This window comes from Polaromonas sp. P1_F2 (assembly GCF_056405735.1).
Genome location: NZ_JBFUBN010000002.1, coordinates 627,431 through 651,444 on the forward strand (window position 1 = coordinate 627,431; position 24,014 = coordinate 651,444).

Annotated in this window: 21 protein-coding genes; 10 read left to right on the plus strand and 11 right to left on the minus strand. The window is 64.5% G+C overall.

Annotated features, from left to right (window positions below; genetic code table 11):
• Positions 1-104: 104 nt before the first annotated feature.
• Positions 105-1,397: an MFS family transporter gene (locus AC1D0O_RS06775; RefSeq protein ID WP_477652761.1), complete on the minus strand. Its 1,293-nt coding sequence runs from the start codon at positions 1,395-1,397 to the stop codon at positions 105-107.
• A gap of 366 nt (positions 1,398-1,763) precedes the next feature.
• On the opposite strand from AC1D0O_RS06775, the gene AC1D0O_RS06780 reads away from it, so the two are divergent.
• The 4 genes from AC1D0O_RS06780 to AC1D0O_RS06795 all read left to right on the plus strand — a co-directional run bounded on the left by AC1D0O_RS06780 (position 1,764) and on the right by AC1D0O_RS06795 (position 3,928).
• Entirely contained in the window at positions 1,764-2,666 is a 903-nt protein-coding gene (locus AC1D0O_RS06780) for a c-type cytochrome (protein WP_477652762.1), read from the plus strand.
• Between the two features lie 82 nt (positions 2,667-2,748).
• Complete coding sequence (locus tag AC1D0O_RS06785; protein ID WP_477652763.1) at positions 2,749-3,153, plus strand: DUF3224 domain-containing protein; 405 nt, start codon at positions 2,749-2,751, stop codon at positions 3,151-3,153.
• A gap of 15 nt (positions 3,154-3,168) precedes the next feature.
• A complete protein-coding gene (locus tag AC1D0O_RS06790; protein WP_477652764.1) occupies positions 3,169-3,423 on the plus strand; it encodes a hypothetical protein in 255 nt (84 codons plus the stop codon).
• 85 nt (positions 3,424-3,508) lie between these two features.
• Entirely contained in the window at positions 3,509-3,928 is a 420-nt protein-coding gene (locus AC1D0O_RS06795; RefSeq protein ID WP_477652765.1) for a hypothetical protein, read from the plus strand.
• 37 nt (positions 3,929-3,965) lie between these two features.
• Here the strand turns inward: AC1D0O_RS06795 and AC1D0O_RS06800 are convergent, their stop codons facing one another.
• The 3 genes from AC1D0O_RS06800 to AC1D0O_RS06810 are packed head-to-tail and all read right to left on the minus strand — an operon-like array spanning position 3,966 to position 5,295.
• Positions 3,966-4,274 (minus strand): nuclear transport factor 2 family protein, encoded by a 309-nt coding sequence (locus AC1D0O_RS06800; protein WP_477652766.1) that lies wholly within the window; start codon positions 4,272-4,274, stop codon positions 3,966-3,968.
• Positions 4,274-4,438, minus strand: a complete 165-nt coding sequence (locus AC1D0O_RS06805; RefSeq protein ID WP_477652767.1) for a hypothetical protein — start codon at positions 4,436-4,438, stop codon at positions 4,274-4,276. Before AC1D0O_RS06805 ends, AC1D0O_RS06800 begins: the two co-directional genes overlap by 1 nt.
• Before the next feature lie 14 nt (positions 4,439-4,452).
• Positions 4,453-5,295, minus strand: a complete 843-nt coding sequence (locus tag AC1D0O_RS06810) for a class I SAM-dependent methyltransferase (protein WP_477652768.1) — start codon at positions 5,293-5,295, stop codon at positions 4,453-4,455.
• Between the two features lie 150 nt (positions 5,296-5,445).
• On the opposite strand from AC1D0O_RS06810, the gene AC1D0O_RS06815 reads away from it, so the two are divergent.
• Positions 5,446-6,450 carry an AraC family transcriptional regulator gene (locus AC1D0O_RS06815; protein ID WP_477652769.1) on the plus strand — a complete coding sequence of 335 codons (1,005 nt, stop codon included), beginning with the start codon at positions 5,446-5,448 and terminating at the stop codon, positions 6,448-6,450.
• 39 nt (positions 6,451-6,489) lie between these two features.
• Here AC1D0O_RS06815 and AC1D0O_RS06820 read toward each other — a convergent pair whose 3' ends face one another.
• The 6 genes from AC1D0O_RS06820 to AC1D0O_RS06845 all read right to left on the minus strand — a co-directional run bounded on the left by AC1D0O_RS06820 (position 6,490) and on the right by AC1D0O_RS06845 (position 19,047).
• Positions 6,490-7,638, minus strand: a complete 1,149-nt coding sequence (locus tag AC1D0O_RS06820) for an alpha-hydroxy acid oxidase (RefSeq protein WP_477652770.1) — start codon at positions 7,636-7,638, stop codon at positions 6,490-6,492.
• Positions 7,639-7,755: 117 nt separating this feature from the next.
• Positions 7,756-9,078 (minus strand): TPM domain-containing protein, encoded by a 1,323-nt coding sequence (locus AC1D0O_RS06825; protein WP_477652771.1) that lies wholly within the window; start codon positions 9,076-9,078, stop codon positions 7,756-7,758.
• 36 nt (positions 9,079-9,114) lie between these two features.
• Positions 9,115-11,460, minus strand: a complete 2,346-nt coding sequence (locus AC1D0O_RS06830; protein ID WP_477652772.1) for a transglycosylase domain-containing protein — start codon at positions 11,458-11,460, stop codon at positions 9,115-9,117.
• Entirely contained in the window at positions 11,457-12,389 is a 933-nt protein-coding gene (locus AC1D0O_RS06835) for an energy transducer TonB (RefSeq protein ID WP_477652773.1), read from the minus strand. The genes AC1D0O_RS06830 and AC1D0O_RS06835 overlap by 4 nt, the downstream gene beginning before the upstream one ends.
• On the minus strand, positions 12,386-13,084 hold the full coding sequence (locus AC1D0O_RS06840) for a hypothetical protein (RefSeq protein ID WP_477652774.1): 699 nt from the start codon (positions 13,082-13,084) through the stop codon (positions 12,386-12,388). The genes AC1D0O_RS06835 and AC1D0O_RS06840 overlap by 4 nt, the downstream gene beginning before the upstream one ends.
• Positions 13,081-19,047, minus strand: a complete 5,967-nt coding sequence (locus tag AC1D0O_RS06845; protein ID WP_477652775.1) for an alpha-2-macroglobulin family protein — start codon at positions 19,045-19,047, stop codon at positions 13,081-13,083. The genes AC1D0O_RS06840 and AC1D0O_RS06845 overlap by 4 nt, the downstream gene beginning before the upstream one ends.
• 203 nt (positions 19,048-19,250) lie before the next feature.
• On the opposite strand from AC1D0O_RS06845, the gene AC1D0O_RS06850 reads away from it, so the two are divergent.
• The 5 genes from AC1D0O_RS06850 (at position 19,251) to AC1D0O_RS06870 (ending at position 22,663) form a co-directional block, all read left to right on the plus strand.
• Positions 19,251-20,084, plus strand: a complete 834-nt coding sequence (locus tag AC1D0O_RS06850; RefSeq protein ID WP_477652776.1) for a hypothetical protein — start codon at positions 19,251-19,253, stop codon at positions 20,082-20,084.
• Between the two features lie 187 nt (positions 20,085-20,271).
• A complete protein-coding gene (locus tag AC1D0O_RS06855) occupies positions 20,272-20,712 on the plus strand; it encodes a hypothetical protein (RefSeq protein WP_477652777.1) in 441 nt (146 codons plus the stop codon).
• A gap of 29 nt (positions 20,713-20,741) precedes the next feature.
• Positions 20,742-21,263, plus strand: a complete 522-nt coding sequence (locus AC1D0O_RS06860; protein WP_477652778.1) for a DinB family protein — start codon at positions 20,742-20,744, stop codon at positions 21,261-21,263.
• 47 nt (positions 21,264-21,310) lie between these two features.
• The gene (locus tag AC1D0O_RS06865; protein ID WP_477652779.1) at positions 21,311-22,027 is read left to right on the plus strand and encodes a hypothetical protein; all 717 of its coding nucleotides are present in this window, start codon (positions 21,311-21,313) and stop codon (positions 22,025-22,027) included.
• A 216-nt stretch (positions 22,028-22,243) separates the two neighbouring features.
• Positions 22,244-22,663, plus strand: coding sequence for a hypothetical protein (locus tag AC1D0O_RS06870; RefSeq protein WP_477652780.1), 420 nt, complete (start codon positions 22,244-22,246; stop codon positions 22,661-22,663).
• 236 nt (positions 22,664-22,899) lie between these two features.
• Here the strand turns inward: AC1D0O_RS06870 and AC1D0O_RS06875 are convergent, their stop codons facing one another.
• Complete coding sequence (locus AC1D0O_RS06875; protein ID WP_477652781.1) at positions 22,900-23,910, minus strand: bestrophin family protein; 1,011 nt, start codon at positions 23,908-23,910, stop codon at positions 22,900-22,902.
• Between the last annotated feature and the right edge of the window lie 104 nt (positions 23,911-24,014).

The following is a 24,014-nucleotide window of genomic DNA, read 5'->3' on the forward strand; positions in this document are numbered from 1 at the left end:
CCTGGGCGCGGCCGCCCCGACACGATTTGGCCCTATTTGGCCCACATTGATCCCAGGCTTCTGGATCGGCCAAAAGAGCTTCATCGCGCAGGGTGACAAGTCGCTCAGTGGTCGTGGTGCAGGTAGCGCGCCTCGCGCGGCAGGCGGAAGGCCACAAGGAAGGCCAGCACCATCATGCCGGTCACGTACCAGTAAAACACCGTTTCATGGCCCAGCGATTTGAGGCCCAGCGCCACATACTCGGCCGAGCCGCCGAAGAGGGCGTTGGCCACCGCGTAGGCCAGGCCCACGCCCAGCGCGCGCACCTCGGGCGGGAACATCTCGGCCTTGACCAGGCCGCTGATGGAGGTGTAGAAGCTCACGATGGCCAGCGCCAGGATGATCAGCAAAAAGGCGATGAAGGGCCTGTTCACGCTCTGCAGCGCCGTCAGGATGGGCACGGTGCACAACGCGCCCAGCGCGCCGAACCACAGCATGGAGGCGCGCCGGCCAATGCGGTCCGACAACATGCCGAACAGCGGCTGCATCAGCATGTAGACAAACAAGGCGCCCGTCATCACCGCGCTGGCGGTTTTCACCGACATGCCGGCCGAGTTGACGAGGTACTTCTGCATATAGGTAGTGAAGGTGTAGAAAATCAGCGAACCGCCGGCCGTGTAGCCCAGCACCGTGAAGAAGGCCGCCTTGTGGTTTTTGAACAGGCCCGCCAGGCTGCCGGCCTCCTTGCTGGCGCGGGACTGGGCGCTGGAGGTTTCCTCCAGCGAGCGGCGCAGGTAGAGCGCGATCACTGCGGCCATGGCGCCTATCACGAAAGGAATGCGCCAGCCCCAGGCGCGCAGCTCGTCCTCGCTCAGCAGGAACTGCAAAACCACCACCACCAGCACGGCCAGCAGCTGGCCGCCGATCAGCGTCACGTACTGGAAGGATGAGAAAAAGCCACGCTGGCCCTTGAGCGCAACCTCGCTCATATAGGTGGCCGTGGTGCCGTATTCCCCGCCCACCGACAGGCCCTGGAAAAGCCGCGCCAGCAGCAGCAGCGCCGGCGCCAGCGCGCCTATGCTGGCATAGGTCGGCATGCAGGCGATGGCCAGCGAGCCGGCGCACATCATGGTCACCGAGATCACCATCGAGGTCTTGCGCCCGCGCTTGTCGGCGATGCGGCCGAACAGCCAGCCGCCGATCGGCCGCATCAAAAAGCCCGCGGCGAACACGCCGGCCGTGTTCAGCAGCTGCGTGGTCGGGTCGCTGGAGGGGAAGAAAGCCGGTGCGAAATAAATCGCGCAAAACGCGTAGACATAGAAGTCGAACCATTCGACCAGGTTGCCGGACGAGGCGCCGACGATGGCAAAGATGCGCTTGCGGCGCTCTTCAGCGCTGTAGGGATGGGGAGTGGTCATGAGGTCTGCCTTGTGTTTTGCAAAGGTGCACCGGCAACGCCGGTCGGCTTGTGAGGCTGCGGGCGCGCAGCTGTGCCGATGGAGCTTGGCGGTTCTCAGGCCTCCGGGTCTTCAGGCCACCGGCCTTGAAGACACCGCCTCGCGCTGAAAACACCGGCCCGGGGCTGGCGATCCGTGCACTGGAATGCTTAGTTGGATAAGGGTTTTCCATTATGCCCATGGGTCTTTCGCCGCGCTTCCAGGCAAATATTTCCCCTGTTATTTACTTAGAGGACTTCTAGAATTTCGCCTTTGCCCAAAAACAGCGCAAGCGTGCCAATGAAGCGACCCAGCCTGCACCCCACCACAAGACGAGGAAAAGACGCGATGAAGCGATGGATCAAATGGACCGCCGGCGTGGCCGGCGCCGTGGTGTTGCTGCTTGGCGGCACGGCCGTAGTGGGCAGCCAGATGGCCGAGCGCAAAAGCCAGCGGCAGGTCAAGGTCAGCGTGCAGCCGGTGGCCATCCCGGCCACCACCCAGGCGTTGGAGCGCGGCGCCTACCTGTACAACTCGCGCGGCTGCGCCGACTGCCACGGCGCCGGCGGCGCGGGCCGTGAATTCATGAACGACGGCAAGGGCATGCGCCTGGCCGGCCCCAACATTAGCCCGGGCGAAGGCAATGTGGTGGCGCGCTACACACCTGAAGACTGGGTGCGTACCCTGCGCCACGGCGTCAAGCCCGACGCCCGCCCGGTCTTCATCATGCCCAGCGAAGACTACAACCGCCTGACCGACGAGGACCTGGGCGCGCTGGTCGCTTACGTCAAGGCCCTGCCGCCCAAAATGGGCGGCGCCGCCGTGCTGGACCTGCCCCTGCCCGTCAGGGTGCTGTACGCCTTTGATGCCATCAAGGACGCCGCGCAAAAAATCAACCACACCCTGCCGCCTGCCAAACCCATCGCCGAAGGCGTGACCGCCGCGCACGGCGCTTACGTCGCCAATATGTGCATAGGCTGCCACGGCGCGACCCTGGCCGGCGGCAAGATTCCTGGTGGCCCGCCCGACTGGGCGCCCGCCGCCAACCTGACACCTGGCCAAGGCAGCGCCATGCCGCGCTACAAGGATGCGGGAGCCTTTGTCGCAATGCTGCGCAGTGGCAAGCGTCCCGACGGCATGCCAATCACCGTGATGCCTTTCGAGTCGCTGCGCGCGCTCAGCGACGTGGACGCGCAGGCGCTGTATGTGTATTTGCAGACGGTGCCGGCAAAGCCTTTCGGGCAGCGGTAAGTACGCGTAAACGGCCGCCGGACGCCGTCGCGCTCTGGCATCATGGCCGGCTTGCCAATCCCTCTTTTCGAAAGTCAACGCCATGCCCTCCCATGCCACCGGAAGTTTTGAAGTCAATCTTGTGCCGCAATCGCTGGCGAATGCCGATGCCGGCCCGCTGATGGGCCGGCTGTCCATCAACAAGATTTTCAGCGGCGACCTGCAGGCCACCAGCCAAGGTGAGATGCTGAGCGCCGGGACGGCCGTCAAAGGCTCGGCCGGTTATGTCGCGATGGAACGCGTCACCGGCACGCTGCACGGCAAGAGCGGCAGCTTTGTGCTGCAGCACAGCGGCACCATGAACCGCGGCGCGCCACAGCTGACGGTCAGCGTGGTGCCCGATTCAGGCATCGATGAACTCACAGGCCTGAGCGGCACGCTGAGGATCCAGATTGCCGACGGCAAGCATTCGTATGCGATGGACTATGAGATTGCGCCGCAGGCTTGAGATAACGGAACAGTCGTGGTCCATCTTCGCCGGTTCTGGTTTTCTTTCGAAGGCCTTCCGCCTTTTTCCGTATTGAACGTTGGTTGCGGCGTAACCGCCTATACCTATGACGATGCGATTCAAATGCTCAAAGACCGGGTGTTCGAACAATCCTTGCCGGCTTGCTCGATGATTGAAGATATTGACATCAGCACGCTGGACGAGAACCATGTCCGGCCCAATATGGGTGTGGTGACGCAGCGCGGCGTGTGGTTTCCGCTGGGTTACTGAGCGGCCTTGGAGGCCGCCGCCCAACTGACTGCCAAACCTGGAATTACAAACAACGACGCGAATTCTCGCGTATGCAGCTAATCCTATGAAACTGGCGTTATCACTTCTGCTTGGCGTTGCAGGGCTTGTCCTGTCCATTTACTCCGTAGACAAGACATTGATCCTCCTGCGATCCAACGAAGCTCATAGCGGCCAGGTCATTCTTTTTGGATTGACTGCGGTGTTAATGGCTGTTGCGGGAGCCGCTAATCTGCTCACGGCATGGGCCTTGTCTTTTGGTCGCCTGTCATCGGTGTTTGGATCGTTGGATTCACCCGTCCTGGTCGATGCCAACGGTGTTCGCCGTCATGCCACTCGTATCAGGATAAAGAAGAATCTCGGCGAAGACCAACGCCAGGTGCCCGAAAGCAAGCAGATGGTCATATTTATATGCGGCTGGAGACCTTGGAGCTGTCTTGCATCAAATTTTCTGAAACACAATGATCAGGTCGACTCCAGTTCGTAGTTTTCTTCGGCCATCAACCTGAACTATCTCGTCAGCGTCACCTGGGGCCGCGCGGCCATACAGGTACCTGCATCGCTATCAGCAACTGAACCGGGGGATGGGCTATGAGATCGTCCCCCTTGCCCGCCTGAAACACTCCCAGCCGCGCCTCGCAAAGCACCGAGTCGCAATACTCGCGCATCTCGACAATCCTGCAGTACTCGTTGTCATAAGTTTCCCCCGCCCGGGTCGTCATGGCGCCGCGCGCCTCCACGATGACGTGGTCGCCGCCCGCGAAGATGTTCAGCGGGAGGGTCCGCGAGCCTGACTTGACGAGGCTGCGGACATAGCTGTAGAGGTCGCGCATCACGGCCTCCTGCCCGTGAAGGTACGGGACCAACTGTAGTACCCCGTGACGCGCATGACGACGTCATCGGCCAGGGTGGCTGCAAACAGCGCACCCTTGCCGGTCTCAAGCTCGGCAAAACTCGCCTCCATCAAGCGCTTGTTGGCTTCGGCCGTCACAGTCACGCCCTCAGGCTTCGTCAGCCCACGGTGATCACGGTTTCCGCGTACTCGCTGGGCACGACCAGGCCGCGGCCCTTGCCGACGTCCAGCTCATTGAGCAGCGCCAGGATGTCGCGCTCCAGCGCCGCCTGCTTGCCCGCCTCCAGCGCGCCGAAGGCCTTGTGGGTCGGGCCGTAGAAGTCGCGGAACACCTGCACGAAGTGGGCGGCCGAGCGGTAGCGGAAGGAGAACATTTTTCGCGCAACCTGGATGTTGCTGGCGCGTGGGCCGAACAGCGAGACCAGGTGCGCCTCGGTGCCCCAGAGCGCCGGCGAGCGCACACCCGCGGGCGGCGCCACGTGGCTGCCGATGATCTTGAACAGCCGGCCGATAAAACCGTCGGGCGTCCAGTTGGCCATGCCGATGCGGCCGCCCGGGCGCACCACGCGCAGCATCTCGCGCGCGGCGCTGGCATGGTCGGGCGCGAACATCACGCCGAAAGTCGACAGCGCGATGTCAAAACTGCCGGCCTCATAGGGCAGGGCTTCCGCGTCGGCGACCTCGAAGCGCACGGCCAGGCCTTCGGCGGCGGCGCGGGCGCGGCCTTTGTCCAGCAGGGCCTGCACATAGTCGGTCGAGGTCACTTCGGCAAAGCGGCGCGCCGCGGCCAGCGTGGCGTTACCATTGCCTGCCGCGACGTCCAGCACACGTTCGCCGGCGCGCACGTCGACCGCTTCGGCGAGCGTCTCTCCGACGATTTGCAGCGTGGTGCCTACGATGGTGTAGTCGCCGCTGGCCCAGGTGGCTTGCTGGCGCTGCTTGATCGCGGCATAGTCCGGTGCGGCGGCCGGTTTTTCGGGGGTGGCGGTGATGGATGTCATGTTGGATACCTTTGGATGGGATGGATGCCGGCATAGGCGTTGCCGGTGTGCCCATGGTCGAAGCCGACCCCGTTTGGCGCTTGACCCGACGTCGCCCCGTCTTGACCGAAAGTCCGCCATTCAATCCTCCATGTCGGAGGCGCCAGCGCCATGAGCCAGCTCGACCCGCTTTCCGACGTGCTGCGCAGCGTGCGGCTGCGCGGCTCCGTCTTCTTTCACGTCAGCTGCCGCGACCAGTGGTCGGCGCAGGCACCGCATTCGAGCGAAATGGCGCCGGTGCTGATGCCGGGCGCCGAGCATGTCATTGAGTACCACCTGTTCTTCAAGGGCGAAGGCTGGGTGGCCGTCGACGGCGAGCCGCCGCTGCGCATGCGCGAAGGCGACATCGTAATGCTGCCCCACGGCGACGCGCACGTGGTGTCCAGCGCGCCCGGCCTGGCGCCGGCCGAGCAGGACGACTGGCTGTTCAGGATGCGCGACGACCCCAAGCCCATCCCCATCACCTACCGCGGCGGCATGTTCGAGGCCGGCAGGGGCCTGCCCCTGGAGGACGCCAGCACCGTCATCCTGTGCGGCTTCATCGCCTGCGACCTCAAGCCTTTCAACCCGCTGATCAACGCTTTGCCAAGGCTGCTGCACCTGCCCGCCGAAGGCGTCGGCGCCTGGGTGGCGCCCATGCTGGAACAGGCGGTATCCGAATCCGTCAACCGGCGCCCCGGTGGCGCGGCGCTGCTGCAGCGGGTCAGCGAGATGGTGTTTGTCGATGGCGCGCGGCGCTACCTGGACTCGCTGCCGGAACAAGCCAGAGGCTGGCTGGGCGCGCTGCGCGACCGCCAGGTCGGCCGCGCCATCACGCTGATGCACTGCGACCCGGCCGAGCCCTGGACACTGGAGGAGCTCGGCAACCGCGTGGGGCTGTCGCGCTCGGCCTTGCACGAACGCTTCGTCACGCTGACGGGCATGGCGCCCATGCAGTACCTGACCAGCTGGCGCATGCAGTGCGGTGCCCGCCTGCTGCGCGAAGGCCGCCTGAGCGCCGCGGCGATCGCGCTGGAAGTCGGTTATGACTCGGAGGCCGCGTTCTCACGCGCTTTCAAACGCGCGACGGGGCAGCCGCCGGGGGCCTGGCGGCGCGGGCAGTTGCAATCGGGGTGAGCAAGCACTGCGCCGTGACGAGGCTCTCCTTGGCCATGGTCAGTAGGTGCCGGGCACAAAGATGCTGGTATCCACCGCCTTGATGTCGGTGCGCCCGCAAAAGGCCATGGTCAGGTCCAGCTCCTTGTGGATGATCTGCAGCGCTTTGGTCACGCCTTCTTCACCCATGGCGCCCAGACCGTAGAGGAAGGCGCGGCCTATGTAGGTGCCCTTGGCGCCCAGGGCGACGGCCTTGAGCACGTCCTGGCCGGAGCGTATGCCGCCGTCCATGTGCACCTCGATCTGGTTGCCGACGGCTGTGACGATTTCGGGCAGGCAGGAGATAGAGGACATGGCGCCGTCCAACTGGCGGCCGCCGTGGTTGGAAACGATCAGCGCATCGGCGCCTGAATTGACGGCCAGCTTTGCGTCCTCGACGTCCTGGATGCCCTTGAGGATCAGCTTGCCGCCCCAGCGTTTCTTGATCCATTCGACGTCGCCCCAGTTGAGGGCGGGGTCGAACTGCTTGGCCGTCCACTCCGAAAGCGAGCCCATGTTCTCGACGCCCTTGACGTGGCCGACGATGTTGCCGAAGCCGTGGCGTTTGGTGCCCAGCATGCCCAGGCCCCAGCGCGGTTTGGTCATCAGGTTGAGGATGGTCGAAAGCGTGGGCTTGGGTGGCGCGCTCAGGCCGTTCTTCAAGTCCTTGTGGCGCTGGCCGAGGATCTGCAGATCCAGCGTCAGCACCAGTGCCGAGCAGTTGGCCGCCTTGGCGCGGTCTATCAGGCTTTCGATAAAGGCGCGGTCCTTCATCACATAGAGCTGGAACCAGAAGGGGTGGCGGTCCGTGCCGGCCGCGACGTCTTCGATGGAGCAGATGCTCATGGTCGACAGCGTGAAGGGGATGCCGAATTTTTTGGCGGCGCGGGCACCCAGGATTTCGCCGTCGGCGTGCTGCATGCCCGTCAGGCCCGTGGGCGCGATGGCGACCGGCATAGCAACCGGCTGGCCGATCATGGTGGTCGCCGTGCTGCGGTTTTCCATGTTGACGGCGACGCGCTGGCGCAGCTTGATCTTCTGGAAGTCGCTTTCGTTGGCGCGGTAGGTGCTCTCGGTCCATGAGCCGGAATCGGCGTAGTCGTAAAACATGCGGGGCACCCGCTTTTTGGCCAGGACGCGCAGGTCTTCAATATTGGTGATCACGGGCACAGTGTTGTCTCCTCAGTCGCCCAATGCTAAGGGTTTGGGCCGGCCGGCGATTGAATAAATTTTGGCGGGTCTTAAATTATTTCAATACGGGGCGCGGGCCCCGCCCCAGGCTGGCTTCTACCAACTGCCGGAGGCGCCGCCGCCGCTGCTGGAGCCGCCCGACGAACTCCGGCTGCTGGAGCTGGAGCTCGAACTGCTGCTGCTCGACGAGCTGCCGCTCCCGCTGCTGGTGCTGACGCTGCCCGGGAAGAAGCCGAACAGCAGGGCCAGACCCGCCGCGACCCCGGTGGGCAGCCAGGACTCCCAGTCCAGAAAGAGCAAGTCCGGCTGGTTCTGGAAGGCCACATAGCCCACAATGCCGGCCACCACGGCACAGCGCACGCCGAACTCCAGCAGGCTGCGCTTCCAGGCCATGTAAGCACCCGCGCCGACCAGGCCCAGCAGCAGGCAGCCGATAGCGCCCCCTCCCGCGTAGAGCAGGCCCAAGCCGAAGGTCTTGGCGCCCACCACAACGGCGGTGCCGACCATGAGGCACACCACCATCGCAAAACCGCCGGTAACCAGACGCACCGTGCGGGAGCGGCCGCAGCCGAAACCCAGCGCGAACGCCAGCGGCACCGGGAAAGTGAGCAGGATGGCCGCGATGCCGGGACTCTTCAGCAGAACCGCCGCCACCAGGGGCATCGCGGCGAGCACGCCGACCGTCATCTGCCACTTCCAGCGGTAGAGCGCGCGGGCCACACCCACGGCGAAACCCCACAGCAATGACGCAAAAAACGCCCAGCCAAAGGGTGTCACGCCGCTGTGCCTGTCCGGGGCCTGTACATCGCCGCGCACCAGTGCGCCTATGTGGTCAATGGCCGCCGCCAGCCCGCCCGCGTAGTCTCGCTCGCGAAAACGCGGCGCCATCAGCTGGTCGATGATGCGGCCCGCCAGCACGTCGGGCACGCTGCCTTCCAGGCCCTGGCCCACCTCGAGGCGCATGCGCCTGTCCTCGGTCGCCACCAGGATCAGGATGCCATCGTCGCGTGCGGCGTCGCCGGGTTTCCATTTCTCGAACACGCGCATGGCGTATTCCTCGATGGCTTCATCGCCCGTGGTCGGCAGCATGAACACGACCACCGCCGCCTGGGTGTCCGCCTCCAGCGCCAGGATCTGTTCGTTCAAGGCCGCGACCTGGGCGGTGTTCAGCGTGCCGGTGGTGTCGAGCACGCGCGCGCTGTAAGGCGGCACCTGCACCCGCACCTGTGCGGCATCAACCGGTGCGGCTACCTGCGCGGCATCGACTGGCGCGGCGATCTGCTGGCTACGGGCCGGCGCTGCGATGGCAGGACCGGCCGCCAGCACACACAGCGCCACCCACAGCACGGCCAGGGTCCGGGAGAGGCGCCGTGTGCCGGACGACGATGTGAACGGCAGGGCAGATTGGGGATCAGGCATACGGTCGCGATGATGTCGAATAGGGGAGGGTGAAGATCAGCGTGCCGCGGCTGTGCCGCTGCGCGCACTGGCTTCGCGCACACCGGCGCCGCGCACTTCGAACTTGATCTCGTCGGCGACCTTGCCGCCGGCGTCGACCAGCTGCACCACATGCCGGCCCGGCCAGGGCAGCCACTGGGCCTGCGGCCCGCGCGCGAACTCCTTGCCGTCCATCAGCCAGCGTGTGCCCCGGCCTTCGGCGCTGAAGCTGATGCGCTGGTGTTTGGGCGGGATGTCCGGGTCCAGCGCGATGATGGTGCCCGAGGCCGGCGCGGTGATGCGGGGCGGGGCGTCGGGCTCGGCTGCGGCTTTTTTGGCGGTCCTGGAGGCCTTGGCCGGGCGGACGTCGCCGGCCGCCGAATTCGAGGCGAACACCGCTTGCTCGGTGCCCTGTATAAACCATTCGCTGCGCGCCGCCTCCAGCGGCGTGCCGCCCTGGGGGCTGAACTGCGTGCGGCTTTGCACCAGGCCGGCGGGCGGTGCGGGTGCGCGGCTGCGCTCGGTTTTATGCAGGTAATTCATCAGCGCCGCCCAGATGGGCGCCGCGCCGCTGGTGCCGCTCACGTCCCACATGGGCGCGCCGCTGGCGTTGCCCACCCACACGCCCACGGTGTAGCGCTGAGAGAAGCCCATGGCCCAGTTGTCGCGCATGTCCTTGCTGGTGCCGGTTTTCACGGCCGTCCAGAAGCGCGTGGCGAGGATGCTGTCGGTGCCGAAGGTGCGCGCGCGCGCCAGCGGGTCGGCGATGATGTCGGTCGCGATAAAGGCCGCGCGCGGGTCGAGTGCCGGCCTGAACACCGGCTTGGGGTTCTTCGCGAGCGAGGGCGCGCTGTAGCGCCCGCCGTTGGCCAGCGTGCGGTAGGCGTTGGTCAAGGCCAGCAGCGAAACCTCGCTGCTGCCCAGCGCCAGGCTGTAGCCGTAGTAGTCGCCCGATTCCTTGATCGGCAGGCCTACGGCCTTGAGCTGCTTCTGGAAGGCGTCGGGCGAGACCATGACCAGCGTGCGCACAGCCGGCACATTGAGCGAGGCGCCCAGCGCCGTGCGCGCCGACACCAGGCCCTTGAACTGCCGGTCGTAGTTTTGCGGGATGTAGAGGCCGCCGGCCGTCTGGATCTGCGAGGACGAGTCCTCAAGCAGCGAGGCCGCCGTGATGCGCCGCTCGGCCATCGCCTGCGCGTACAAAAATGGCTTGAGCGTGGAGCCCGGCTGGCGCAAGGCCGTCACGCCGTCGACCTCGGCCGCGTCGCTCAGTTCGCCCGAGGAGCCCACCCAGGCCAGCACCTCGCCCGTGGCGTTGTCCAGCACCACAATGGCGCCGTCCTCGACATGGCGGCCGCGCAGTTCGCGCAGCTGCTGGGTCAGGGTTTGCACGGCGAAGCGTTGCAGCGGGGCGCGCAGGGTGGAGGTGAGGGTCTTCCTTGAATTCGGGGAGCCTTCACCCCCGCCCTCTGCCGGGGGGAGTGGGAGCAAGGCGGATTCGCCGCGTTCAAGGCTGTTGCTTCCTTTCCCTCGGGAGGAGGATTGGGCTGAGGCCGCGCGAAGCGCCAACAGCCTGCGCGCCAGGTGCGGCGCCACCCCTTCACTCGCATCAAAGGCCTTGCGCTGCAGCGCGGCCGCCGCAAACAAATCCAGCCCCTCGCAATCGACTTTGGCCGGGGCTTGCATGATTTTCAAGACGCCGCAAGCCCGCTGTGAGACCTGCGCGGCCTTGGCATTGGGGGCGCGCACCAGCGCAGCCGCGATCGCCGCCTCACGCTCATCCAGCCCGTGCGCTGCCTTGCCGAACAGCGTGCGGCTCAGCGCGTCTATGCCCACCATCTCGCCGCGAAAAGGCACGAGGTTCAGGTAGGCCTCCAGGATCTGGTCCTTGCGCCAGCGCGCTTCCAGGATGCGGGCCGACACGGTCTGCCCGACTTTCTGTGTGAGGCTGCGCCCGCCCGCGCCGGCACGCCAGTCCTCATCCATCAGCCCGGCCAGCTGCATGCTGATGGTGGAGGCGCCGCGCGTTTTGGTGTTCCATAAATTGCCCCATGCCGCGCTGGAGACCGCGCGCCAGTCGACACCGCTGTGCTCGTAAAAACGCTTGTCCTCGCTGAGCACCAGCGCCGTGCGCAGGGCCGGCGACACATCGGGCAGCGCCACCCACTGGCCGCGCCGCACGGCGCTGTCGGTGCGCAGGCGCTGGAGGACTTCGCCGTTGCGGTCCAGCACCACGGTATCGGAGGGCTTGAAGTCGCGTTTGACTTCGTCGAAGGTGGCGACGGCCCAGGCCGAATGCATGCAAACCGCCGTTAAAACCAGGGCGGCGGCACGGCGCATGGGTGACTGGATTTTCGGGGTCATTTGCTGTTTGGTTCGAGGACAAATCGCAGGGGAATATTGACCCAGGATTCCACGGCAACACCGCCTCGCGTCGCCGGTACATAGGTGCTGTTCATCGCATGCGACACGCCGATCTCATCAAATACCTCTGCCGTGCTTTTCGTGCCCGCGGGACCGGGTATGTCGCGTGAGTTAAACCACCGCCGAGTCACCCGCGCCTCCTTCGCCTGGCCGGACGCATCGATACGAACCCTTACCAGCATCGAGCCTTCAACGCCCGCTCTTCTTGCGGCCGTCGGGTAAACGGGCGGGGTGGATGTCTTCACGCTTGGGAGAATAAAAGATCTTTCGCACTCGCGAATCAGCTCGGTCGCGGCGCTCGAATAGTCCAGATTGTTCTGCGTCAGAGGCTTCATCATTTTGATGAAAAGCTCCGAATTGGCGACCCAGAGAGCGGAGTCCAAGTGCGCGGACGAAGCAGGGGATGGAAGAAGGAAGGACGCATACTCGCCCGTCTTCGGAATACCGGAGGTTTCAAGATGCCGTCCTAAAGTCATCCGGATGAGCTCATTTCCCGCCGGACTCGCATAAAACTCCAGCAGCCCGCGCATGTCTTCCTGTGTCAGATTTTCCGCAAACAGCTTCGCCAGAGGGGCTTCGAAGGGCGACGCATCTTTGTCGCGCAGGCATTCGTACAAATTGAAGTATTGATCCTTCTTGGTGCTCAGGCCGGGATCAACAGGCCCCTCGTTCACCCGAGTCCAGAGGTGGGCGCGCGTGGAAAGCATGGCGAGTTTTTTGAACTCCGCACGTTGAACCAGCTGCAGGGCCAGCTCCTGGGACTCCGCGGATGCTTCAGCGTGGGCGGGCGCGCTGACACCAATGACGCCAAGGGCCAGAAGAAAGGCCAGTGCGAGGTTCGCGTAGACACTTTTGGGTCGGGGATTCATCGCTTGGTGCAAAGTTTCAGGTTGGTCCGGGTGGCCCGCACCACCGGCAGGTACATGTCGGCATCGGTCGGCGGGTAGTTTCCTTTGATTTCCTCATCGGACAGCGCCGCATCCGGGGAAAGGCCCTGCAAGGTCCGGATACAGCCGGCGCGATCACCCAGCTTGAACTGCGTCAGCGCCAGGTCGTTCAATACCCGGCCCGAGTCAACCCAGTGGAGGAATTGTTTGCATTGCGTGGCGACGGGTTCAATCGTGGCCAGCGCAGCGCTGTAGTTCTTGGCGACGTATTCTTCCTTGAATTTTTTCCTCGAAGCCTGAATGCCCTTGCTCGCGCAAAGAGGCGGAGGCTTGCGGTAAAGCCCTTCAAACCAGGCCCGCATGCCGCAAAAATCCCTGCATGCATCGGACTCATTGGTCGCGACGTTGACGTTCTCGCCGTCGGCTTTGAAGCTGACCTGGCATGCGGATTTCTCCAGCTTCGATTTGCCGTTGGTGATCACGCCATTCAGTTCGCAGATGTGGCCGTTGGCGCCTATGGTTTCTATCCTGAACTTCCCGCGGGGCTGAACCTGCAGCGTTCCCCACGCCCCGTCGCTGATCACATATTCACCCTCGGCGGGCGTGCTGAACTGCGCCAAAGCCAGGTTGGCGCCCAGCAGCATGAAGGCGTGGACGGCATACGCGGCAAGCTTCACTTCGCCGCCTCCACCTTCACCCGCGCATTCGGCGCCTCGCCGAACATCTCGGGCGCATACATGGCTTCCACGCGGCTAGGCGGCAAGGCGAAATCGCCGACGTTGTTCAGGCGCACGGTGTATTCCATCTTGACCACGCCCTTGGGAAGGTATTCGTAGTAGCTGCGGAAGGCCTCGAAGCTGCGCTCTTCAAACGCGGGCCAGCCTGCGCCGGTCTTCTTCTCGCCGCCGGTCGCGATCTCGGAATCGCGGCCCAGGCCGCCGCCCAGAATCGTCGCACCGCCGGGCACCGGGTCGCTGATGACGACCCAGGTCATGTCCGCGCTGGCGTTGACTTCCAGCGAAATCCGGATCACGTCGCCGCGCGTGTAGATGCCTTTGACGGCCTGCTCCACGGGGGTGATGGTCTTCTTGATCTGGTAGCCGGCGTTGAAGGGCGCCTTGAGCTGCACGGCCGCGATCGATTGCAGCGTGAGCCAGGGCTTGCCCGGGCCCTGGTGCGTCACCGTCAGCGTGTCCTTGGGGGCCGTGCCCCAGGGCAGGAACATGCTGTTGTTGCGCAGGTTGCCGGGCGCGGCCGGCGCGCCGAAGAAGGTGGTCTGGTTGGGGGCGCCGGCCGCATCGGTGGGCTTGACGCGGTCGACCTTGGCCCAGTCCACGCTCGCCACACTGGCCGCGGCGGCCGCCAGAGTCGCCTTGGTCACGCCGGCCACCGGCGTGGCTTCAAACTTTGCCGAGAACTTGTCGAGTGCCAGGCCGCCCCAGAGGTTGGCCGTGGTGGTGTGCCAGGCGCCTTTTTGCTGGCGCGCGATAAAGCCGTTGGCCAGGCGGCCCATGTCGTCCTTCCACGTCGGGTCGTCCATCACGGCCAGCATCAGGCGCGCGGTGTTGACGTCGCCGTTGGTCATCAGCCACCACCAGTAGTCGTCCTTCTCGGTGCTGAAGACCAGCTTGGTGCCCTGGAAGGACAGGCGCGAGCGCAGCACCTGATTCGCTTCGGCGATGCGCTGCTCGCGTTGCGGCACGTCGGCCACGCGCTTGAGGATGTTGAGCCAGTCGATCACCGCATGGGTGGGCCACTGGTTGGGCGCGATGGTGATGCTGCCCAGCATGCGGCCCTGGGCCTTGCCGTAGCGCGACAGCGCCTCGAGCGCGGCCAGCTTGCGCACGTCCAGGTCCTTGCGCGGGCTCCAGAACTCGCGCTGGATGCGGCCTTCGACGAACGCGATGAGGCCGCGCTCCATGGGCGCGCGCGCATCGTCGGGCAGGGCAAAGGCCGGGTTGATGCCGGATGCCTCATGCGTGGCGGCCAGCAGGTAGGCCGTCAGCGCATCGCTGCCGCGACTCGCTTCGCCGTCGCGCGGCGGGAAGTAGTTGGCCAGGCCGTCGCTGTCGAGGTAGCTGGGCAACTGCGCCAGCACGGTCTGCCAGAGCTTTGCGTCGCGCAGGCCCACCGACTTGCTGGTTTTTTGCTCCAGGCAGATGAAGGGGTACATCGCAAAATAATCGCGCACGCCGTCCATGCCTTCGGCCAGCTTGGGTTGCAGCGACATCTTCAGGCCGCCGCGGCCGGGCAGGGCGTCGGCCGGCGGGTTCACGTCCAGCGTGAAGCTGCCGTCGACCTGTACCAGCGTGGCCTGCTGCACCGTCAGCGGCACGGCCGGGATGATGCGCTGGCGTGCCTTGAGGCCGTCGCGCGCGCCGGTGATCGTGTCTTTCGCCTCGATCTCCCACAGGATGGCTTCGGCGCGCGTGAACGCCAGCTGCGCGGGCGCGGTGACCATCCAGGCCACTTCGCGCGCTTCGCCGGCGGGGATGTCCACGGTCTGCGGTTTCAAATCGAGCAGTGTGGCGCGCGGGCTCACTTCGACCTTCATCGCGGCCTTGGTGGTGTTGCGCAGGGTCAGCTGCGCGCGGAACTGGTCGTCCTCGCGCACCAACGGCGGCAGGCCGCTGATGATCTGCAGGTCTTGTGTCGCGCGGATGGAGGTCTGGCCGGTGCCGAAGAGGCCGGTGCCGGCGTCGGCCACGGCGACGATCTTGAAGGTGGTCAGCGCGTCATTGAGCGGCACCGTCACCACTGCCTGGCCCTTGGCGTCCAGCACCACATTCGGGTTCCACAGCAGCAGGGTGTCCAGCAGCTCGCGTGTATTGCTGCGCCCGCCGCCGCCGCCGGCCGCAACGGCTTTGCGGCCGTAGTGCCTGCGGCCGATGATTTCCATCTGCGCGGTCGAGGTCTCCACGCCCCAGGAGCGGCGTTGCAGCATCGCACCCAGCAGATCCCAGCTGTCGTTGGGCATCAGCTCCAGCAACGCCTGGTCCACCGCGGCCAGCGCCACTTCGGCGTTGGCGGCCGGCTGGCCGTTGGGCAGCTTGGCGGTGATGGTGACCTTGGCCTGGCCGCGCACGGCGTAGCTTTCCTTGTCGGCCTTCACGCTCACGTCGAGCTGGTGGGCCTTGGTGCCCACGCGGATTTCGGCCACGCCCAGCCGGAAGGCCGGCTTGCTCAAGTCCACCAGCGCGGTGGGCGCCACGTATTCGCGGCCTTCGTACCAGAAGGAGGTCCACCATTCACGCGGGGCCTTGTAGCCCCAGGTGAAGAAGCTGTACCACGGCACTTCGCGCAGGCGGCCGCGCAGGGCCAGCACGCTGACGTAGACGTTCGGGCCCCAGCCTTCCTTGATCTGCAGGTTGACGGTCGGGTCCTGGCCGTTGAGCTGCACCACCTGCGTCTCGATGACGCCTTCGCGTTCAATCGCGACCAGCGCGGTGGCGAAGCGGAAGGGCATGCGCACCTGGAACTTGGCCATCTCGCCGGGCTGGTAGCTCTTCTTTTCGGGCAGCACGTCCATGCGGTCATGGTCTTCGCCGCCGAACCAGAGCTCGCCCTGGCGCGTGACGTAGACATTGCTGGCGGCCTGGATGGTGTTGCCGTCCTTGTCTTTCGCGGTCACGATGAGTTCGACCTCGCCGGGCTCGCCGAGCTTGGTCTCGCATAGCAGCAGGCCGCGCGAATCGCTCTTGCCGCTGCAGACGTTGCCGAGGTCTTTGGTCTCGGTCTTGTTGTCGTAGGTGTAGAAGCCGCCCACCATGCGTTTGCGGCTGGTGGTGGTGATGCGCGCCACGGCCCTCACCTCAAGCGATACGTCCGGTGCGACCTTGCCCGTCAGGTCCAGCGCCAGCGCCTGGAACTTGATCTTCTGGCTGGAAGAAACCCAGCCTTCGGTCTTGATGCCCGCCACCACAGCGGCCGGCCAGACGGTGGAAACGCTGCGTATGGTCTGCACCTCGCCGTTGGGGTCGGCGTAGGTGGCTTCCATCAGCAGCTCCTGCGGCTGCCGGTGCGTGGGGATGTCGTTGATGGTCAGCTTGCCCGCGCCGTTGCGGTCCAGCGTCAGCGGCAGCTTGTCGGCGATCACGCGCTGGTCCTGCGAGGAGGTGGCTTCTTCATCGTCCGCCCTGGCGGCCTGGTCGCGGTTGATGCGCGGCGGCATGAAGTTGAATTCTTCGTAGTCGCTGTAGCTCAGGGACTTGGCCCGGACCAGCGCCGACACGCGCACCGGCAGGTTGACGGCGCCGCCGCCCGAGACGTAGTTGATCTGCACGTCGGTCGGCACGGACTTCACGTTGATCAGGGCTTTTTTCTCGGACGGGTTGATACGGCCTTCGAGCACCGGCAGGCGGAACTCTTCGACGCGGAACTGCCCGCTGGTGAAGCTGCGGGCGCGGTTGCCCCGGCCGTTGCCGCTGTCATTCGGGGCCTTGAGCTGCACTTCATAGACGCCGAGCTTGGCGGCCGGCGGGACGGCGAAGGTGTTCTCGGCGCTCAGGCCGCCGGTGGCCGTCTTGCGCCAGGTGATGGGCTGGGTGTACTGCTGGCCGCTGCCCACATGGGTGACGACCAGTGTGGCCGGTGTGGCCTCGGGCAGGCCGAAGCCCTTGCTGGTTTCCGTGCGCAGCAAATGCTTCATCGACACGGTTTCGCCGGCGCGCAGCAAGGTGCGGTCAAAAATCGTGTGCGCGCGCTCGTCGGGCATGGCGCTGCGGCTGGTCGGCACGTTGAAGCGCCAGGGCTCTATGCCCTTGTGCCAGTCGCTCCAGGTAAAGGCAAGGTCTTCAACGCCGGCCACCGTGCTGCGGGCGCTGACGAAGTAGGCATTGCTGGAGTCATTGCCCGGGCAGCGCGGCGGCTCGGATGAAAGACCGGCAAAGTTGGCGATACCCTGGGCGTTGGTCACGGCCTTGGCGACTTCGGTGCCGTTGCAGCCCGACACGCGCACCGTGGCGCCCGCGACCGGCATACCCTTGTCCAGCGTGGTGACCCAGGCCAGCGAGTTCTCGCGGCCCAGCTTGAAGTGCACGCCCAGGTTGGTCACCAGGGCCGAAGTGCGCACATACATGGTCCGGCTTGCGCCGTGGCGCTCGTCCAGCAGCGAGGAGCCGAGTTTCTGCGAGGCGATTTCGACCACATGGAAGCCGGGCGCCAGCGGGATGCCGACGACCTCAAAGGGGCGCGGGTCGCCGCCCACGGGCTTGGGCAGGTCCAGCGTCTTCACGCCGGCCTGGCCGCCCAGCAGCGACAGCATGCGCGACTGCACATAGTCCTTGCCCTGAGAATCGAGCGCCTTGGGCAGCGGGCCCTTGACGTCGGCGGCGGCCGCCTTGCGCGAGACCTCGTACTCGTCGTAGCGCTGCACCTTGCGGAACCAGGCAATGATGTCGGCGTCGGTGCGCGGCTGCAGGTCGCTGACCTTGCCGGCCGGGGCGCCCGGCGCCAGGCCCTTGACTTGCAGGGCCGCTTCCACATTGCGCAGCGTGACGGGCAGCAGGGCCGGGTCGCCCGGTTTGGTATTGGGTTCGGCAAAACGTTCGACGATGCCGAAAGGCGAGGCGGCGAATTTCGCCAGCGGCGGCATCGCGCCCGTGGCCACCTTCAGCGGAAAGCTGTCGGCATTGCGCAGCGTGCGGCCCGAGGCGTCCTTGAAGTTGCTGGGCAGTTCCAATGAGAACTGGGCCTGTTCCGGAAAGATGGGCTTGAAGGTCAGGTTGGTGACCACGTTGTCGCCGTCGCTGTTGCCGTCTTCGAAAGAGGGTTTCAGCGTGTCCTTGTCGCCCTTGAGGCGAATGCCCTCGGCGATCTTGCGCGGCACCGGTGCGTTGAAGGACAGGCTCATGGGCCGCATCGGCAGGCAGGCCGACTGGGCGTTTTCGCGCTCGCAGCTGAAGGAAGCCGAGAAGGGCTCGCGCACCTGGAAGTTGTAGCGTTTTTCGACCGAATTGGGCACGCCGCTGGGCGTGCTCACGCCCTTGCCGTAGACCAGCTGCACCTTGGTGGCCGGCGTCAGGCGGCGGTTGCAGGCCAGCGTGACGTAGCGCAGCGGCTCTTTGGCCGCGGCCTTGTCCAGGCCTTGCGACTTGAGCAGCTCCTCGCGCTCCTTGCCGTCGATCAGCTTGACGGGCACACGCTCGCCCAGGCCTTCAGCGGCGCACCAGACGTTGTCGCGAATGCTTTGCAGCGTGGCTGGGCCATTGAGCTGCAGCAGGAAATACTGCTCTTCGTCGATGCGCTCATAGGTGCCGGGGCGCAGGTTCTGGACAAAGGGGCCGCCGGTGTTGAATTTGTAGGAAGCCGGGCCGGCCACGGGCTGGCTTTTGGGCGACTTGAAGGTGCCGACCACGCTCAGCGAGCAGCTCACGCCCGGCGGCAGGTCGTTCTCGAACTCAAAAGCCCATTCGCGTTCGCTGATCCAGCGGCCCGAGCCCTTGGTGGCCTGCGCGTCGCTGCAACTCAGCGACAGCGGCGCGGGCGCTTTCGGGTCGCCGAAATTGACGGCCCCCTCATCAAACTTGGCGACCACCTGCCGCACCCGCGCGATCTCGCCCTGGGGCGAAAGGCTGATGATTTGCAGGGCATGGGCATGCAGCGATACCGCCGCGATCAGTGCCAGGGCGGCTTTTTTCATTGTTTGGCTCACGGTTTCCTTCTCCTTCGGGAAGCCAGAGCGTAGCTGATTTGTATGTAACAAAATGCAGCAGTGACCGGGAAAAATGCACCCAGGCCGGAGCTTGGGTGCCGGCCGGCGCGCCGGCCCTGGAAAGCGCGCCAGCGCAAGGGATTGTTTTGGCCGCGGCTATAGTGGCCGCAAATACAACAGGGGAGGCCTCGATGCGGACACGTTCACAAATTGCAGGGCGCTGGGTGGCCGCCGGGATGGCGGTATGCGCATTTCTCGCCGCACCGGCTCGCGGCCAGATCAGGCAAACAGGCCCTGAGGCACAGCTTGCCTGCCAGGTGTTTGACCAGGCCAGCGAAATGCGGCCGGTGCTCGCATCTGCGCGGGCCGGCGACGCTGAAGCCTTTCCGAAACTCCGGCAGCACATGGACGCGCTGCGAACACTGATGGGTGGCAATCTGCCGCCGTCTCTCGACCGTCTTGCGCCTCTCGTGGGCGGTATGGAGTATTCGGCGAAAATTCTTCTTCAGAAGCCCCATGTGCTGCCGACGGTGCAGAACGGCCTGCACGACGTGATTCGCCAGTCACTGGTCCTGGTCAGCCAGGCCCAGGAGGTGGCGGCGAATGAACGCAAGGGTCGCCAGGCGACTGCGCGCGTCGCGGCAGCGCAGCAATTGCCAATACTGCTCGACAGCCTCGCCAGGAATGCCGGAAAGTTTGCCGCCACAGAAATGTCCCAGGATGCCGTTTTCGATTTCGGGCGCAACCTCAATGACATCAGGACATTGACGCATGCGCTGACAGTTGGAAACGCCGAACTCAAAATACCCGCGGTCAGCAATGCGCAGCAGCGCGTCCGGCTGCAGAAGCTCACGGAGGATTTCGCTCCGATCTGGGCAAGCGCAGGCCAAGCCCTGGGCAATTTGCAGGAGTACGTCACGGCGGACATTGCCATCAATCATCTCCAGAAGGCGTCGTCCGAGCTGGTAGCCGGTGTGCTGGGCGTTTGCTACGCGCCGGGAATTCGTGTGGAGCCGCGCGGTTAGGGGCCGCGGGAGCTGTGTTCGATTGTCTCCAACCTTTGTGAGAATTCCCATGCTTGAAGCCGCACACCCGGAAGGGATCACGAAGCCGCCAACCGCGCTTGTCATCGCAATCGCCGCGCGGGCATGGGTATAGTCCCGACAGGCTTCCTCCTTCCGGAGCTGCCGGCTGATTCTCACGAGATAGATCATGAATATCCTGCGTCATACCTTGAATACCATTGGCGGCCTGATCATGCTGGTCGCCGGTACGGCGCTTGTCGTTTTTCTGTCGACTGCACCGGGTCCCCAGACGGTGCCCGTGGCTTTCATCCTGAGCCTTGTTCTTGTTCCCGCGGTGGCGCATGTGGTCGCCGCGATGTCTGTCTGGCGCCTGGGGCGCGGCAGTTCGAACACGCAATCCGCGCTGGTGGGGCTGGTCGCCGCCACCATCGCGACCTTTGTCTGGCTGGCGTTTGTGTTGACCCTGTCGGAGCTTATAGTCCGGAGCGCTTCGGGTTTGCCAGTCTGGCAGCTCGCGGTTTCATTTCTCGTGGCCTGCGTCGTTCCGCTGGCTTCCGCACTTAATTTTCTGCAGTTGTGGCGTGTTCTCTCCTCTCACCTGAAACCCCGCGCAGCGGCTGAGTCATAAGCTGACACTGACATTGGGAGCGTAAACAAATGTCCAACATAACCCCTTCAGCAGGCCTTTCATCCCTCAAGTCCCTGTTCGCCTACAAGGCCTGGGCCAACACCGAGCTGTTCGCGGCGCTTGCCAGCGTGGATGCGGCGGCGTATCCCGCCCAGATCCACAAGGCGATCCGCATCCTGAACCACGTCTATGTGGCGGACCGGATCTTCAAGGCGCACCTCGAAGGCAGCGCCCACGGCTACACGGCGACCAATACCAAGGAGACTCCCCAACTGCAATCCCTGGCGGCGGCGGTTCAGGAACTCGATGCCTGGTATCTGGCCTACGCCAGCAAACTCTCGCCGGAAGCGTTGCAGGAGGAAGTCCGCTTTACCTTCACGGATGGTGATTCGGGCCTGATGCGGCGGGAGGAGATTCTGCTGCACATCATCACGCATGGCGGCTATCACCGGGGCGCCGCCGGCGAGGTTATCAGCAGCGCATCGGTCGCGCCTCCGCGTGACCTGTACACCCGGTTTTTGCATGCCAGTGAACCGGTGCGTCGCCAGTAAGCCGCGCCCACGGGTGATGGGCGGCACATAGACACAAGGAATCAGTGATGAAGAAACCTCATACCCTTGCCGGCGCCTGTTTGTCCCTTGTGCGCGGCGCTTGCGTGGCGTGCTTTCTGATGCCTGTGCTCTCCTGGGCCGGCGGTGCGGAATTCGCGCTGCGCTGGAGCAGCGGCGGGCCGGTTTCCGCGGAGGAGGCCGTGACCGTGATGGGCCTGGAGGGCAGCCGCAAAGTCACGGAGTATGAGGTCGAGTACTTCACGGTGCTTGCGCCTCCGGTGTCCGCAAACCCGCCGGCGATCGGCAGGCGGCGGACCCGGTCCGACGGCAAGGTCGAGCTGACACTGAAATACCGCAGTCCGCAGTCCTTCGACAGCGGCTTTGACACAAAGGCTGCCTGCGCCCTGGGAAAAGATACGAACGTCAAGGTGGAGACCGACATATCGGTGCTGCAGACGCTTCAACCCGGCCGGGCCTATTCGGTGTCCTGTGAGCGTGAAGCGAAGAAGAAGATGCTCGATTTTCCCGTGGCCATGCGTGCGACATCGATGGGATGCAAGAACCGCATGAAGCGCGTCACCGTCGGCGTGTTCAAGGTGGAGGAGTGGCAGCTTCCCCAGGGCCGGCTTCTCGAGGTGTCGATGCCTGGGAGCGACACGCCACAGGACTTGGGGCTCTTCATGGCAAAGGTCAAGCCTCTGCTCGACAAAGGCGTGGTGATCGTGGATGGCAGCAAGTCCCAAGCGGGAAGCGGCTGCGGCTAGGACCTGTCAACGCCGACGAGGTGATGGTCGGGCCCGACTACGCCTCATCACGTCCGGCCGCCCCCTAGAGCCTTCCCAGCGGCGCGCAGGTGTCGTGGTAAAGCCCATCGTGATAGGGGAAAACGCCTGGATCGCCGCCCGTGTGACCATCATCAGCGGCGTGACTGGGCCTGAGACGGCTACCATTGACCAAAAGGGCATTTCCGGGAGAACTCGATGAGACGAGAATCAGCCAATTGGGCTCGCAGGCTCCGGATGCTGTCACTAAGTTGGATTGCGCTAGTTTTTGTATTAACTGGCGTCGAATACCTAAAGGAGGACAACGGCGTCTTCGTCTATCGACGCGGGGCGATGGCCTCCCAGGGCTACCAATTTGGAATGCCCGACGGCAAAACTTACGTCATCACCCAGAAAGAGCGCGAGGAATGGGTGTCGCGTGAACGGGACATCATATTGAATGGCACTGGAACATTCTTCCGGCCAAAGTCAAGCTCCATGACGGCTCTCAACTCCATCCCTCCGTTTATGGGGTTTCATATCGAACGAATACTTGGCTTCATGCTCGCAGGTGCATTCATACTGAATTTTTTGGCTGTCCACCTGGAAGAATCACCCACTGCGGATGTCGATTCGTAGAAGGGACAAGATGCTCGTAGCTGTTTTGAGAGCCTGACAGTCAATTCATCTCGCCGTGAACCAATGCCTGGGCAAAGCAGGGTGACTTTCGTGCTGGTGCGGGCTGCGTATTGGCTGCGTAGGCACTACAACAATGCCTGAGGCCTTCCCGGCCAAGCCCTCGCGCTTCCTCACCAGCAATGCCTCCTGGTGCATGCGCCGGACGGAGTTTGCTTCTCGGCCCTTACCTCGGCCGGCTAAAGAATAATGTTGTTCTTGGGCTTCGGCAGGCCAGGCAGCTCCGTCTCCCCCAGCATCTGCTTCAACTCAATCTCCAGCAGCCGGCAGACCTGCGCCATGGGAACGTCATTGGCGCCACCCTCAAACGGGTTCTCGGTGCTTTCGCCGACCTGGTCCAGCGAGATGTACATCCAGGAAATCAGCAGACTGAAAGGGATGGCGAACCAGCCCATATTGCCCGCCAGAAAGCCGCCGACGTGCGTGTTGAGCTTGTCGAACTCGCCGACGATGCCGAAGGGCAGCAGCGCCGCGAAGCTCCAGACAAAAATCGTGTTGATGATGGCGTACTGCCGCGGATAGGGAAAGTTCTTGATGCGCTCGGCCCGGCTTTGCTGGTCGATGAAGTCCTTGAGCGTTTTCTGCATTTCAATGTGCTGGGCCACCACGACCTTCTGGCCGGCGTAGAGCGCGCGTATCGCTTCGCTTTGCTCGCCCATGAGCCGCGTGGCCTTGCCGCGCACGCTGGAAAGCCGGGCCAGTTCCTCCTCGTCGAGATATTTCCGCAACTCCTGGTCCAGCGGTATCTCCCTTTCGGGGATGGAAAAGAAGGTTTGCCGGTATTCGGCGTTCGACTGGGTGGCCGCGCTTTCCCAGACCCTTTCCGCGCGCAACTGGTAACGCAGCGCCGTCAGCCAGGCGAGGTGGCGGTAGACCAGGGATTTTGTTGTGTCGCGGTCAACCGGAAAGTCCCGGCAGATCAAACCCCAGTAGCGGCTGCTGGTCGCAATCGCCGTCCAGACCTGCTGGGCCTCCAGCGTGCGGCCGTAGGTCTGGGCGTTCTTGAAACCCACGATGAAGGAGGTGGCCGTCCCCAGCACGGCGACCACCACCCAGGGCAGGGCGATCCACTTCAGGCCCAGCGACTGGTACAGCACCACCGGCACCGCTGTGACCAGCAGCAGCACATAAATCCTGCGCCGCGTCCAGTGCAGGAATTCGGTGAGCCGGTAGGATTTTCCGATGTGCATGGAGGTCTCTGCTTGAAAAGGCGCTGGCCTGTGCGCCGGAGTGAAAGAATGGCTTTTCGGCCGAGGGAGAGCTTAACGTCAAGGGGGCGAGCGCACAACAGTCC

Coding starts and splice junctions, on each gene's coding strand:
- AC1D0O_RS06875 (WP_477652781.1), bottom strand. CDS start 23,910: ATGCACATCGGAAAATCCTACCGGCTCACCGAATTCCTGCACTGGACG.
- AC1D0O_RS06865 (WP_477652779.1), top strand. CDS start 21,311: ATGAAGAAACCTCATACCCTTGCCGGCGCCTGTTTGTCCCTTGTGCGC.
- AC1D0O_RS06785 (WP_477652763.1), top strand. CDS start 2,749: ATGCCCTCCCATGCCACCGGAAGTTTTGAAGTCAATCTTGTGCCGCAA.
- AC1D0O_RS06775 (WP_477652761.1), bottom strand. CDS start 1,397: ATGACCACTCCCCATCCCTACAGCGCTGAAGAGCGCCGCAAGCGCATC.
- AC1D0O_RS06850 (WP_477652776.1), top strand. CDS start 19,251: ATGCGGACACGTTCACAAATTGCAGGGCGCTGGGTGGCCGCCGGGATG.
- AC1D0O_RS06825 (WP_477652771.1), bottom strand. CDS start 9,078: ATGCCTGATCCCCAATCTGCCCTGCCGTTCACATCGTCGTCCGGCACA.
- AC1D0O_RS06835 (WP_477652773.1), bottom strand. CDS start 12,389: ATGAATCCCCGACCCAAAAGTGTCTACGCGAACCTCGCACTGGCCTTT.
- AC1D0O_RS06810 (WP_477652768.1), bottom strand. CDS start 5,295: ATGACATCCATCACCGCCACCCCCGAAAAACCGGCCGCCGCACCGGAC.
- AC1D0O_RS06860 (WP_477652778.1), top strand. CDS start 20,742: ATGTCCAACATAACCCCTTCAGCAGGCCTTTCATCCCTCAAGTCCCTG.
- AC1D0O_RS06780 (WP_477652762.1), top strand. CDS start 1,764: ATGAAGCGATGGATCAAATGGACCGCCGGCGTGGCCGGCGCCGTGGTG.
- AC1D0O_RS06815 (WP_477652769.1), top strand. CDS start 5,446: ATGAGCCAGCTCGACCCGCTTTCCGACGTGCTGCGCAGCGTGCGGCTG.
- AC1D0O_RS06845 (WP_477652775.1), bottom strand. CDS start 19,047: ATGAAAAAAGCCGCCCTGGCACTGATCGCGGCGGTATCGCTGCATGCC.
- AC1D0O_RS06870 (WP_477652780.1), top strand. CDS start 22,244: ATGAGACGAGAATCAGCCAATTGGGCTCGCAGGCTCCGGATGCTGTCA.
- AC1D0O_RS06830 (WP_477652772.1), bottom strand. CDS start 11,460: ATGACCCCGAAAATCCAGTCACCCATGCGCCGTGCCGCCGCCCTGGTT.
- AC1D0O_RS06795 (WP_477652765.1), top strand. CDS start 3,509: ATGAAACTGGCGTTATCACTTCTGCTTGGCGTTGCAGGGCTTGTCCTG.
- AC1D0O_RS06855 (WP_477652777.1), top strand. CDS start 20,272: ATGAATATCCTGCGTCATACCTTGAATACCATTGGCGGCCTGATCATG.
- AC1D0O_RS06800 (WP_477652766.1), bottom strand. CDS start 4,274: ATGCGCGACCTCTACAGCTATGTCCGCAGCCTCGTCAAGTCAGGCTCG.